This window comes from Mycobacterium sp. IEC1808 (assembly GCF_002101935.1).
GTDB lineage: Bacteria > Actinomycetota > Actinomycetes > Mycobacteriales > Mycobacteriaceae > Mycobacterium.
Map to the genome: position 1 here is coordinate 19,244 of NZ_LQPV01000064.1, position 12,288 is coordinate 31,531.

The following is a 12,288-nucleotide window of genomic DNA, read 5'->3' on the forward strand; positions in this document are numbered from 1 at the left end:
CGGCGGGAGGAGTTGCTCGGCGTGCGTCATGCGTTACAGTATTACACATGCTGTCAATCAGTAACGCACAGCCGGACACCCGCGACCGGATCCTGTCGGCCGCGGCCAGCTGCGTCGTGGACTTCGGGGTGGACCGGGTGACCCTGGCGGAGATCGCCCGGCGGGCCGGGGTCAGCCGGCCCACGGTGTACCGGCGCTGGCCGGACACCAAGTCGATCGTCGCGACGCTGCTGACCCAGCGCATCGTCGGCGTGATGCGCGACGCGCCGCTACAGGGCGACGACCGGGAATCGCTCGTGCGACAGATCGTCACGGTCGCCGACCTGCTGCGCCACGACGAGCTGGTGATGTCGGTGATGCACTCGGAGCTGGCGCCGATCTACATCACCGAGCGCCTCGGCGCCAGCCAGCAGATGCTGATCGACGCCCTGGCCGAGCGGCTGCGCGCGGCCCAGCGGCACGGCAGCGTCCGCGCCGGGGACCCGCTGCAGATGGCCACGATGGTGTTGCTCATCGCCCAGTCGACCATCCAGTCCGAGCGGATCGTCCGCCCGATCCTCGATGCCGACGCGCTGGCCGCCGAACTCGCCTACTCGCTGAACGGATACCTGTCGTGACCGCCTTGAACGCGGCGCGCCGCACGGCCGACCTCACCGCGCTGGCCGACGGCGAGCCGCTGGACGTCGTCGTGATCGGCGGCGGCATCACCGGGGTGGGGATCGCGTTGGACGCCGCGTCGCGGGGCTTGCGGGTGGCGCTGGTGGAAAAGCACGACCTGGCGTTCGGCACCAGCCGCTGGAGCTCCAAGCTGGTGCACGGCGGCCTGCGCTACCTGGCGACCGGCAACGTCGGCATCGCCCGGCGCAGCGCCATCGAGCGCGGAATCCTGATGACGCGCAACGCCCCCCATCTCGTCCACGCGATGCCGCAGCTGGTGCCGTTGTTGCCGTCGCTCAGTCACACCAAGCGGGCGTTGGTGCGGGCCGGGTTCCTGGCCGGCGACGCGCTGCGGGCGTTGGCGGGGACGCCGTCGTCGGTGCTGCCGCGGTCGCGGCGCGTCTCGGCGCAGCGCGCCGTGGAGATGGCGCCCACGGTTCGGCGCGACGGCCTGGCCGGCGGCTTTCTGGCCTACGACGGGCAGTTGATCGACGACGCCCGGCTGGTCATCGCGGTCGCGCGGACCGCGGCGCAGCACGGCGCGCGGATCCTGACTTACGTCGCGGCCTCGGAGGCGTCGGGCACCTCGGTGCGGCTGACCGATCAGCGCACGGGGCAGTCGTTCGACGTGTCGGCCCGCGCGGTCATCAACGCGGCCGGGGTGTGGGCGGGCGAGATCGACGGGTCGTTGCGGCTGCGGCCCAGCCGGGGGACGCACCTCGTGTTCGACGCCGGCGCCTTCGGGAATCCGACTGCGGCCCTTACCATTCCGATTCCCGGCGAGCTCAATCGCTTCGTGTTCGCCATGCCCGAGCAACTGGGCCGGGTATATCTGGGCCTGACCGATGAAGCCGCGCCCGGCCCGATTCCCGACGTGCCGGAGCCGGCCGAGCAGGAGATCGCGTTCCTGCTGGACACGGTGAACACCGCGCTGGGCAGCGAGCTCGGCACCGCCGACGTGATCGGCGCCTACGCGGGCCTGCGGCCGCTGATCGACACCGGCGAGGGCCGCACCGCCGACGTGTCGCGCGAGCACGCCGTCGCCGAGGCCCCGTCGGGAGCGATCAGCGTGATCGGCGGCAAGCTGACCGAATACCGCTACATGGCGGAGGACGTCCTGGACTTCGCCATCGGCCGGCGGGGGTTGCGCGCGGGCGACTGCCGGACTCGCAACCTGCCGCTGGTCGGGGCGCCGGGCAATCCCGGGCCGGGCGCGGTTGCGGGCGCCCTCCCGGCGTCGCTGGTGGCGCGCTACGGCGCCGAGGCGCCCCACGTCATCGCCCAGGCGACCTGCGACCGGCCGACCGAGCCCGTCGCCGAGGGCATCGACGTGACCCGCGCGGAGTTCGAGTACGCCGTCACCCACGAGTGCGCGCTGGACGTCGACGACATTCTCGACCGACGAACCCGGATCGGTCTGGTTGCGCGCGATCGCGAGCGCGTCGTGTCGGTGGCCAAGGAATTCGTGGCGAACTTCGGCTGAGGATACCATCGAACGGAACTAGCCAGTATCGTTAGGAGCATATGAAGCGCGAAAGCGGCCAGGCAAACGCGTCGAGCCGGACCCGCAGTCCGGGACGCCTCGATCGCTCGCTGGACGCGGCCATCCTCGACGCGACGCTGGCGGGCGTCGCCGAAGTCGGCTATGACCGGTTGAGCATGGACGACATCGCGTCGCGCGCCGGCGTCGGCAAGGCGGCGATCTACCGTCGCTGGCCGTCGAAGGAGGTGGTCGTCGCCGACGCGATCGCGCACTGGAGGCGGCGGCTGGGACCCATCGAACCGCCCAATACCGGCAGCCTTCGCGGTGACATCGACGCGCTGGTTGCGGCCACTCCCGACTTGAATGACGCTGATACGCACATGGTTCGGGTGGTTGTCGGCGTGGCGACGGCGGCCATGCACAATCCCGTCCTGGCGGCCGCCCTGGACGACCTGGTGTTGTCCACCCCGCGACAGGTGGTCCGCGCGGTGCTCGACCACGCGGTGGCCCGCGGGGAAATCCCGGCCGACCGCGACCTCAGCCTGATCCCCGACGTCGCGCTGGGCCTCAACGTGTTGCGGGTCGTCACCGGGCGTCCGGTCGACCGGGTCTACGTCCGGCGCATGCTCGAAGACGTGATCTTGCCGATGGCCGGGGGATCGGCGCCGTAGTTGTTGCGCATCCCGCCGCGCCGTGCCACATTGGAGCCTATGCGGAACTAACTAGTTCCGTATAGATGGGAGGCGGCGATGAACGTCAAGCACGTCCCGGTGTTGATCGTCGGCGCGGGAGCCGCCGGCCTGGCCACCTCTGCGCTGCTCGCTAAACACGGTGTCCGCTCGCTGGTGGTGGAAAAGCGTGGTGAGGTGTTCATCTACCCGAAGGCGCGCAACCTGAGCTTCCGCAGCCTGGAGATTCTGCGCGGCCTTGGATTGGCCGACGAGGTCCACGCGATCGCCCACGGCGTTTCCAACATGGTGAGCAAGCCGACACTCAACAGCGCCGAACAGCGTCAGGCGCTCGACGTCAACGCGATCTTCGCGCCGTTCAAGGATCTGAGCCCGGAGCCGGGCGGCCAGTACTGTCCGCAGAGCGCCTTCGAACCGATCCTGCTCACCCACATCCGCCGGCACGGTAGCGAGGCGCGCTACAACACAGAGTTGGACTCGTTCGAACAGGACGAAAGCGGCGTCACCGCGGTCATCCGCGATCGCGAGTCGGGCGCGACCGAGGCGGTACGCGCCGACTATCTCGTCGCCGCCGACGGTGTGCACAGCCCGATCCGCGACGCGCTGGGCGTGACGACCTCCGGCTACGGAGCACTGCCGATCTATGTCGTGTTCGTCTACTTCCGGGCGCCGTGGCGAAAATTCGCCCGCGATCTCGGCGCGGGCGACGGCATCCAGGTCAAGAACCCGGACGTGGAGGGCATCTTTCTGCCGGTGCGCGACGACTTCGGCATGTTCATCAACACGTACTTTCCCGCCCGCGGCGAATCCGCCGAACAGTTCACCGCGCAGCGCTGCCGCGAGATGCTGACGAAAGCGATCGGCGAGCCGATCGACGTGGAAATCATCGACGTCGCACCCTGGCAGCCATACGAGCGGGTCGCCGACCAATTCCGCTGCGGCCGAGTGTTTCTCGTCGGCGACTCGGCCCACACCATGCCGCCGTTCAAGGCCGGCGGAGCCAACACCGCCATCCAGAGCGCGCATAACCTGGCCTGGAAGCTGGCCAGCGTCTTGAACGGGACCGCCGGTCCGGCGTTGTTGGGCACCTACCATGCCGAGCGGCATCCGGTCGGGCGCTTCAACGCGCGCCAGTCGCTCACCGGGCCGTCGCTGGCCTTCCTGCGGTTGGACGACGACCGGCCGCTATTGCCGCCGGACGAAGAGGCGCCGATGTTCGCGCTGCTGATCGGATACCGATACCGTTCTGCCGCAGTGGTTTCCGATGATCCGGTTCCGCCGGATGCCGACGCCGTGTCGCTGGTGGACGAGTTGCGCGGGCAGCCCGGCACCCGCGTCCCGCACGCCTGGATCGTCGACGGCGGAAAGCGGGTCTCGACCCTCGATCTGCTCGGTCCCAGCTTCACGCTGCTCACCGGAGACGACGACGCCGCGTGGCCGGACGCCGCGGCCTGCGCGTCGAAGGCCGCCGGCGTCCCAATCACCGTGCGGCGCATCGGGACCGCGGTTGACGTCGACGGCTCGTGGGCCGCCGCCGCGGGACTCGCGCCCGACGGGGCGTTGTTGGTGCGACCCGACGACTTTGTCGCCTGGCGCGCCGACGAGATCCCGCGCTCACCGGGTGACGAGCTCGGTCGGGTGCTGTGCCGCATCCTCGGCCGCGCGCCATGACCGACCCGCCGCGTTCCGAAACCGTGGCGTGCCTGGGGTCGAGCACCACCGCGTCGAGGGGAACCTACAAATGGATCGACGAGCTGGAAAAGCGGCCCCGCAACAACCGGTTTCGCTTCGTCAACCTCGGCGTCGGCGGGGATCTGTCGCTCAACGCCGTCCGGCGCCTCGACCGGGCGATCGCGCGCCGGCCGGACCGGGTCATCGTGCTGATCGGAAGCAACGACATCATGGCGAGCGTCTTTCCCAACTTCCGGCGATTTGTCCGTATGTGGAAGGGGCTTCGTGAAGAACCGTCACCGGCGCGGTTCGAGGAGAACCTGGCCGTCATCGTGCGCCGGCTGCAACGGGAGACGAACGCCAGGGTCGCGCTGAGTTCCCTTGCCCCGGTGGGGGAAGCGCCCGGTTCACGCCAGCCGGTGCAGGCGCGGCTCAACGACCTGTTCGGCACGTACAACGGCATCATCCGCGAAGCGGCCGCGCGGGAGTCGACGGACTACATCCCGTTCTACGAAGCATTCCGGAAGCGCCTCACCGGGGCGGCGACGGCGAAACCGTTCACCAGGTTTTCGTTCGCGGCGCTCTACCGCGACTACCTGTGGCGAGAAATGGTGCTACGCCAAAGCTTTGACGAGATCGCTCGGCGCAACGGCTGGCAATTCCATATCGACGGCATTCATCTCAACACCAACGGCGGGCGCATCCTCACCGAGGCAGTTCAGCGATTCCTGGACTCCTGAGGTAGCCGCGAGCAGACGCAAAAGCCCCCGCACGCTCGGCGTGTCGGGGGCTTTTGCGTCTGCTCGCGGTAAAGAGGCGACTTACAGCGGGATGTTCTTGTGGCGTCCGCGGCGCGCCGGCGCCTGGGCCAGCGCCTCGGTGAGCTTGCTGCGGGTGTGCGCCGGGTCGATCTTTTCGTCGACCACGCCGATCTCGATGGCGCTGTCGACGCCGCCGGCGATCCGCTCGTGCTCGGCGGCCAGTTCGTCGTGCAGCGCTTCGCGTTCGTGGTCGGCCGCGGCGGCCAGCTTCTTCTTGTGCAGGATGCCGACGGCCGCCTTGGCGCCCATCACGGCGACCTCGGCGTCCGGCCAGGCGAACACCTTGGTCGCGTTCAGCGAGCGGGAGTTCATCGCGATGTAGGCCCCGCCGTAGGTCTTTCGGGTGACCAGGGTGACCCGGGGCACGGTGGCCTCGCCGAACGCGTGCAGCAGCTTGGCGCCGCGGCGCACCACGCCACCCCACTCCTGGTCGACGCCCGGCAGGTAACCGGGCACGTCGACGACCACGATCAGCGGGATCCCGAACGCGTCGCACAGCCGCACGAAACGTGCTGCCTTCTCGGCGCTTTCGGAGTTCAGGCAGCCGCCCAGCCGCAGCGGGTTATTCGCCAGCACGCCGACGGTGCGGCCCGACAACCGGCCCAGCCCGACCACCATGGACGGCGCCCAGTTGGCCTGGAACTCGTCGAAGGGTGTGTCGGAGTCCAGGATCGCGGTCACGATCGGATGCACGTCGTAGGCCCGCCGCGCCGACTCGGGCAGCAGCGCGTGGATGTCGGTGTCGCCGGCCTCGGCCTTGCTGCGGTCGAAATGCCCCTGCTGGCAGAACAATCCGACCAGCCGGCGGCCACGCTCGTAGGCGTCGAGCTCGTCGTCGGCGACGATGTGGCACACCCCGGACTTCTTGTGGTGCGTCTCCGGGCCGCCGAGCGACGCCATGTCGACGTCTTCGCCGGTGACGCTGCGCACCACGTCGGGTCCCGTGACGAACACCCGGCTTTCGGGCGCCATCACGACGACATCCGTCAGCGCCGGTCCGTAGGCGGCGCCGCCGGCGGCGAAGCCGACGACGACCGAAACCTGCGGAATGTAGCCCGACGCGCGGATCATGGCCTCGAACACCAGGCCGACCGCGTGCAGCGCCCGGACCCCCTCGGCCAGCCGGGCACCACCGGAGTGCCAGATGCCCACGATCGGGCTCTGTTCCTCGATGGCGGTGTCGTAGGCGTTGACGATGTGCGTGCACCCCTCGATGCCCATCGCGCCGCCCATCACGGTGCCGTCCGTGCAGAACGCGATGGTGCGCAGACCGTTTACGGTCCCCGCCGCGGCCAGCACGCCCGAGCGGTCACGCTCGTGCAGGAGTTCCACGCTGCCGTCGTCGAAGAAATTGCTCAGGCGCAGCAACGGGTCTCGGGGGTCGAGCGACTCACCAACCGACGAGGGGGCCATGATTGTCATCGCAGGTCTCCTGTTTCCGAGTGTGCCCGGGCTATAGGGCGGGGTTAGTACCGCCCGAAAGCGATCGCCACGTTGTGACCGCCGAATCCGAACGAGTTGTTGATCGCGTACTTGTAGTCGCCCGGCCGCGGCTTGCCCGCCACCACGTCCAAATCGATCTCCGGATCGAGGTTGACGAGGTTCAGTGTCGGCGGGATCACCTGCTCGCGCAACGCGAGCACGGTCAGGATGGACTCCACCGCGCCGACTGCCCCGACCGAGTGACCGAGAGCGGACTTGGGCGCATACACCGCCGGCTTGTGGCCGCGCAGCGCGTTGTTGATGGCCCGGCCCTCGGCCAGGTCACCGACCTGGGTGCCGGTGGCGTGGGCGTTGATGTGGTCGATGTCGCCGGGCGTGAGGTCGGCGAGCTGGATTGCCCGCGTCATCGCGTGCCCGGCGCGCTCGCCGTTGGGATCCGGCGCCACCATGTGGAAGCCGTCCGAGGTGATGCTGGCCCCCATGATCCGGGCCAGGATGTTGGCGCCACGAGCCTTGGCGCTCTCCTCGGTCTCGATCAACATGAGCGCCCCGGCCTCGCCGAACACGAAGCCGTCGCGGTCCTTGTCGAACGGGCGGCAGGCACCGGCGGGGTCGTCGTTGTTGGTCGACATCACGATGCGCATCTGGGCGAACCCGGCGATGGGCACCGCCTCGATCCGGGTCTCCACCCCACCGCAGATCGCGGCGTCGGCCTCACCGAGCACGATCTGTTGCCACGCCCGCGCGATGCCCTCCGAGCCGGACGCGCACGCCGAAATCGGCGTCATCACACCGGCTTTGGCGTGCCGTTCCAGGCCCACCGCGGCGGCGGCGCCGTTGGGCATGTACTTCTGCACCGCCAGCGGCGAGACCGCCTTCATACCGCGAGCGCGCATCTCGTCGTAGCTGAAGACGAGCTCTTCGGCCGAGCCCAGCCCGGTGCCGATGGACACCGCCAACCGGTCGGTGTCGAGCTCCGGGTTGCCGGCGTTCTCCCACAGCCGCCGGCTCAGAACGGTGGACATCTTCTGCAGGTAGCCCATCCGGCGCAGCTCGACACGCGTGAGCTGACTGTCGAATTCCTCCAACAGGTGCCCGCCGATGCGGACCGGCAGATCGAACTCCTCGACGAACGGGTCATCGAGGGTGCGGATGCCGCTTTGGCCGTCCAACAACAGCTTCCACGTGTTCTCCGCGTCTGTCGCGAGTGCGGTCGTCATGGCAACGCCGGTAACCACTACATTGGGGAGCGCTTTCCCCGTAACCAGCTCCGTCATGGCTTTAGCGATCGTTCCTTCCGTGTTGTCCGGCTCCTCCGCGGGCTGTCTTCGGCCGCGGGGTCGCCGGACGTCCTGCCTCAGTAGCGCCCGAACGCGAGCGCCACGTTGTGACCACCGAAGCCGAACGAGTTGTTAATCGCGTAACGGAATTCGCCGTAGCGAGGTTCGCCCGCGACCACATCAAGGTCGATCTCGGGATCGGGTGTTTCGTAGTTCAACGTGGGCGGTATGACGCCATCCCGAAGGGTCAATACCGTCAATACGGATTCCAGCGCGCCGACCGCGCCGATCGAGTGGCCCAGCGCCGACTTTGGCGCATACACCGCGGCGTTCTCGCAACCGGCGACACGAAGCGCATTGGCCTCCGCGGCGTCGCCGATCGGTGTCGCCGTCCCGTGCGCGTTCACGTGGTCGATGTCCTTGGCGGACAAGCCCGCCAGCTCCAATGACCGCGTCATCGCACGACCGGCACGAACACCGTCCGCGGCGGGCGCCACCATGTGGAAGGCGTCCGAGGTGATACCGGCACCCAGCAGCCGGGCCAGCGGCTTGGCACCGCGGGCCTTGGCGTGCTCCTCCGTCTCGATGAGCATGAGCGCACCGGCCTCGCCGAACACGAAGCCGTCGCGGTCCTTGTCGAACGGACGCGAGGCCCGCTCGGGCTCGTCGTTGCGGGTCGACATGGCCCGCATCATCGAGAACGCCGCGATGGGCAGCGCCTCGATGGGACCCTCGACACCGCCGGCCACGGCGACATCAGCGTCACCCATGACTATTTGACGCCACGCGTGCGCGATTGCTTCCGAGCCCGACGAACACGCCGAGACCGGGGTCATCACGCCGGCGCGGGCCCCGAGCTGCAGGCCGACGGTGGCCGCGGCGCCGTTGGGCATGATCATCTGAACGGCGAGCGGCGACACCTTGCGGGGGCCGCCCTCGTTCATCAGGTCATAGCTCTCGACGATCCGCTCGGCGCCACCCAGGCCCGTGCCGACCACGACGGAGAACCGGTCGGGGTCGACATCGGGGCTGCCGGCGCTCTCCCAGAGCTGACCGGACAGCAGCTTGCTCATCCGCTGGACGTAGGACATGCGGCGCATGTCGAGCCTGCCCATGTGGTTGTCGACGGGCTCCTTGAGGTGTCCGCCGATCTTGACGGGCAGGTCCCACTTGCTGACGAACTCGTCTTCGAGCACGTGGATGCCGCTTTCGCCGGCCAACAAACCCTTCCACGTGCTCTCGATGTCCGGCGCGATAGATGTCGTCGCCGTGACGGCGGTTACCACAACGCTGGGGTAACCGCCATTAGCAGTGGAAGGCTTGGTCACTTGCTGTCCGCTTCCATCCTCGCCTTGACGTTGGCAACGGCTTCGGGGTTCTCGGACTCGATCTTGGCGCGCAGCGCGGCGGCGGCCTCGGGGTCCTCTTCCTCGAGCTTCTGGATGTAGGCGACGACGTCACCGACGGTGCGCAGGCCGGCCAGGTCCTCGTCGGGGATCTTCACGCCGTACTTGTCCTCGGTCTGCACCGCGATCTCAACCATCGACAGCGAGTCGATGTCCAGGTCGTCGACGAACGACTTCTCCGGGGTGACCTCGGAGGGCTCGATTCCGGTCACCTCTTCGATGATCTCGGCGATACCGGCGATAATTTCTTCCTGAGTGACGGCCACGGCCTATTCCCTTCGTAATGTGTTGTGTGCAAATCGGATTGACGTTTGCAGTTTTTATTTCCTGGCGAAAAGCCGGCGGTCTAGAGGCTTGCCAACTCGTCCAGATCTGCGGGTGACTTCACGGCACGGGCCGTAACCCCCCGAAGTTCGCGCTTGGCGATGCCGGTGAGCGTCCCCGCCGGGGGAAACTCCACGATCGCCGCGACATCGTGCGCACGCATCGTCTCGTTGCACAGGTCCCAGCGCACCGGCTGGGTCAGTTGGGCGACGAGCGTGTCCATCGCTGCCGCCGCCGAGGCGACGGGCATTCCATCCCGATTGGACAGCAGCGTGGCGGTGGGCTCGGCGGTCGCGACGGCGGCCGCCGCGGCGGCGTAACCGTCCAGGGCCGGAGCCATGTACTTGGTGTGGAACGCCCCGGCGACACCGAGCGCGCGGACGCGGGCCTTGGCCGGCGGATCCTCGGCGAGCTTCTCCAGCGCGCCCCGCGGGCCCGCGGCGACGATCTGCCCGGGCGCGTTGCGGTTGGCGGGGAACAGGTCGAGTTCCTCGAGGCGGCTCAGCACCTCGGCCTCATCGCCGCCGAGCACCGCGGACATCCCGGTGGGCTCCATGGCGCAGGCCTTGGCCATTTCAGCGCCGCGGGTGGCGGCCAGCGCGACGGCGTCATCGGCGGCCAGCACGCCCGCGATGGCGTAGGCCGCGATTTCCCCGACGGAGTGGCCCGCGACGATGAATTCCTCACCGGCGAGCAGCTCACGCCTGGTCAGCTCCTGATGAGCGAGCAGCGTGGCCGCGACGATCAGGGGCTGGGCGACCGCGGTGTCGGTGATCTCCTCGGTCGATGCGGTGGTCCCGAGCCGAACCAGGTCCAGGCCGCTGGCCTTGGACCACAGGGCCAGCTGGTCTGCGGCGCCTGGCAGCTCCAACCACGGCGACAGCATCCCCTCCGTCTGCGAACCCTGTCCGGGCGCAAGCAATGCAATCACGTGTTTAAGAGAACACTGTGGAAACGGTTTTGGCGGGTGTAACAGATTATGAACCTCGTCTTAGGTTTTTGTGAGCACCCTACAAAATCGCCCCGTAAGCTACGGTTTTGATACCGGCCTGCGATCTGTTGCCTGAATCACTATCGCTCGCCGGTGCCCGCCACACCGGTCCTGACCGGCAGCGGGACCGGCGTCAAGACGTTGTTGTCGATGCTGGACGGCTGTGCAGGGTAGTTCAACTGGCCCACCGTCGACGCCACACGCAGCACGTATGCGTCGCGTGGCTGGGTGGGATCACGCCCGGTGAAGTCGGTGATGCGCTTGAGCCGGTATCGGACGGTGTTTGGATGAACGAACAACTTTCTGGCACAAGCCTCAATTGCGCCGCCACAATCTAAGTACGCGTCGAGCGTCTCGATCAGCGTCGGCCCGGCCGCGGCGAGCGGCCCCATCACGTCGGTGTGCAGTGCCACGATCGCCGAGGCATCGCCCATCAGGGCGCGTTCGGGCAGCAGTTCGCGGGCGAGCACCGGCCGCGGCGCCCCCCGCCAGCCGGCGACGGCGTTCATCCCGGAGATCGCCTCGCTGGCGCTGTGGTAGGCCGCGGTCAGCATGGGCGCCGTCGGCCCGATCACCACCGGGCCGTCCGACAACGCGTTCAGCAGGTCGCCCAGGAATTTGTCGGTTAGCGATAGTTGGCCGGACACGATCGCCACCAGCCAGGTGCCATGCACGTCGGTGAGCGCCGCCCGGCCGTGATGCGCGGCGATGTCGCGGACGTTCTGGCTGGCCCGCCGGGTGCCGCCGTCGCCGTTCGAGCCGTCGCGGTCCGGGGCCGGGATCCCGACGACGACCGTCGCCGGGGCGGTGGTGTCCCAGTTCAGCGCCGCGGCGCGGGACAGCAGCTCCGGGCCGGTGTCGCCGCGGACGACCGCGTCGACGACGCTGGCCTCCATCCGGCTGTCCCAGGTGCCGCGCGCCTCGGCCGCGTTCGCGTAGGACGAGGCTGCGGTGAACGCCAGGTCCCGGCTGTACTTCAGGATGCCCACGGTCAGGGCGGTCAGCTGCTCCTCGGAGCGGGCCACCAGGGGCACGACCTCCTCGAAGAACTCCATGGTGACGCGGGCCAGGTCCACGCTGTCGCGCAGCGCGATGCGGCGGGCGAGGTCCTGGGGCACCAATTCGAAGGCCTGCGCGGTGTAGCTGACGTCGCTGTGCGGGTCCTGCATCCACTCGACGAAGTTGTTGATGGCCGTCTGCACCACCAGGGCCACGCTGGCCCGCTGGGAGGCCTCCAGGTCGGCGAAGAACGGCAACCGATCGCCCATGACCGACACCGCCTCGGTGGCCAGCCGGCCGGAGTACTGCTTCAGCCGGCGCAGCAAAGACTCCGGGACCGTGTCGAGCAGCTCGAGCGGTGACCGCGGGTGCTTGGCGAACGGGCCGGCGAAGGGGTTGTCATTCACCCCTAAAACCTACGCCATTTTTTGGAAGTATTCGCCAAAGGGGCGGTGGCGTCGGGGCCCGGCTGGCCGGGCACTCGCGGCCCAGCGCCCGGCTGGCGGGGCGCAGGCGGGGCTTGG

The 12,288-nt window shown here is 68.6% G+C and carries 11 protein-coding genes; 5 read left to right on the top strand and 6 right to left on the bottom strand.

Going from position 1 to position 12,288, the window contains the following annotated elements; genetic code table 11:
- Window positions 1-47 precede the first annotated feature (47 nt).
- The 5 genes from AWB92_RS24740 to AWB92_RS24760 all read left to right on the top strand — a co-directional run bounded on the left by AWB92_RS24740 (window position 48) and on the right by AWB92_RS24760 (window position 5,240).
- Window positions 48-617, top strand: coding sequence for a TetR/AcrR family transcriptional regulator (locus tag AWB92_RS24740; protein WP_085190378.1), 570 nt, complete (start codon window positions 48-50; stop codon window positions 615-617).
- Window positions 605-2,140, top strand: a complete 1,536-nt coding sequence (locus tag AWB92_RS24745) for a glycerol-3-phosphate dehydrogenase/oxidase (RefSeq protein ID WP_085190380.1) — start codon at window positions 605-607, stop codon at window positions 2,138-2,140. Before AWB92_RS24740 ends, AWB92_RS24745 begins: the two co-directional genes overlap by 13 nt.
- A 41-nt stretch (window positions 2,141-2,181) precedes the next feature.
- On the top strand, window positions 2,182-2,811 hold the full coding sequence (locus AWB92_RS24750; protein ID WP_085190382.1) for a TetR/AcrR family transcriptional regulator: 630 nt from the start codon (window positions 2,182-2,184) through the stop codon (window positions 2,809-2,811).
- Window positions 2,812-2,889: 78 nt separating this feature from the next.
- Window positions 2,890-4,500: an FAD-dependent monooxygenase gene (locus tag AWB92_RS24755; protein WP_085190384.1), complete on the top strand. Its 1,611-nt coding sequence runs from the start codon at window positions 2,890-2,892 to the stop codon at window positions 4,498-4,500.
- A complete protein-coding gene (locus tag AWB92_RS24760; RefSeq protein WP_085190386.1) occupies window positions 4,497-5,240 on the top strand; it encodes a GDSL-type esterase/lipase family protein in 744 nt (247 codons plus the stop codon). Before AWB92_RS24755 ends, AWB92_RS24760 begins: the two co-directional genes overlap by 4 nt.
- 81 nt (window positions 5,241-5,321) lie before the next feature.
- On the opposite strand, the gene AWB92_RS24765 is transcribed toward AWB92_RS24760, so the two are convergent.
- From AWB92_RS24765 to AWB92_RS24790, 6 genes are all read right to left on the bottom strand, one after another.
- Window positions 5,322-6,743: an acyl-CoA carboxylase subunit beta gene (locus tag AWB92_RS24765; RefSeq protein WP_068108940.1), complete on the bottom strand. Its 1,422-nt coding sequence runs from the start codon at window positions 6,741-6,743 to the stop codon at window positions 5,322-5,324.
- A 44-nt stretch (window positions 6,744-6,787) separates the two neighbouring features.
- Window positions 6,788-8,041, bottom strand: a complete 1,254-nt coding sequence (gene kasB / locus AWB92_RS24770; protein WP_085190388.1) for a 3-oxoacyl-ACP synthase KasB — start codon at window positions 8,039-8,041, stop codon at window positions 6,788-6,790.
- An 80-nt stretch (window positions 8,042-8,121) separates the two neighbouring features.
- Window positions 8,122-9,372 carry a 3-oxoacyl-ACP synthase KasA gene (gene kasA / locus AWB92_RS24775; protein WP_085190390.1) on the bottom strand — a complete coding sequence of 417 codons (1,251 nt, stop codon included), beginning with the start codon at window positions 9,370-9,372 and terminating at the stop codon, window positions 8,122-8,124.
- Window positions 9,369-9,716: a meromycolate extension acyl carrier protein AcpM gene (acpM, locus tag AWB92_RS24780; RefSeq protein WP_068108932.1), complete on the bottom strand. Its 348-nt coding sequence runs from the start codon at window positions 9,714-9,716 to the stop codon at window positions 9,369-9,371. Before acpM ends, kasA begins: the two co-directional genes overlap by 4 nt.
- Before the next feature lie 80 nt (window positions 9,717-9,796).
- Window positions 9,797-10,705: an ACP S-malonyltransferase gene (locus AWB92_RS24785; protein ID WP_085190392.1), complete on the bottom strand. Its 909-nt coding sequence runs from the start codon at window positions 10,703-10,705 to the stop codon at window positions 9,797-9,799.
- Window positions 10,706-10,845: 140 nt separating this feature from the next.
- The gene (locus tag AWB92_RS24790) at window positions 10,846-12,171 is read right to left on the bottom strand and encodes a PucR family transcriptional regulator (RefSeq protein ID WP_085190394.1); all 1,326 of its coding nucleotides are present in this window, start codon (window positions 12,169-12,171) and stop codon (window positions 10,846-10,848) included.
- Window positions 12,172-12,288: the final 117 nt, after the last annotated feature.

Excerpts from the sequence above, each read along its gene's own strand:
- AWB92_RS24740 (WP_085190378.1), top strand. The coding sequence starts at position 48 with ATGCTGTCAATCAGTAACGCACAGCCGGACACCCGCGACCGGATCCTG.
- AWB92_RS24750 (WP_085190382.1), top strand. The coding sequence starts at position 2,182 with ATGAAGCGCGAAAGCGGCCAGGCAAACGCGTCGAGCCGGACCCGCAGT.
- AWB92_RS24755 (WP_085190384.1), top strand. The coding sequence starts at position 2,890 with ATGAACGTCAAGCACGTCCCGGTGTTGATCGTCGGCGCGGGAGCCGCC.
- AWB92_RS24760 (WP_085190386.1), top strand. The coding sequence starts at position 4,497 with ATGACCGACCCGCCGCGTTCCGAAACCGTGGCGTGCCTGGGGTCGAGC.
- AWB92_RS24765 (WP_068108940.1), bottom strand. The coding sequence starts at position 6,743 with ATGACAATCATGGCCCCCTCGTCGGTTGGTGAGTCGCTCGACCCCCGA.
- kasB (WP_085190388.1), bottom strand. The coding sequence starts at position 8,041 with ATGACGGAGCTGGTTACGGGGAAAGCGCTCCCCAATGTAGTGGTTACC.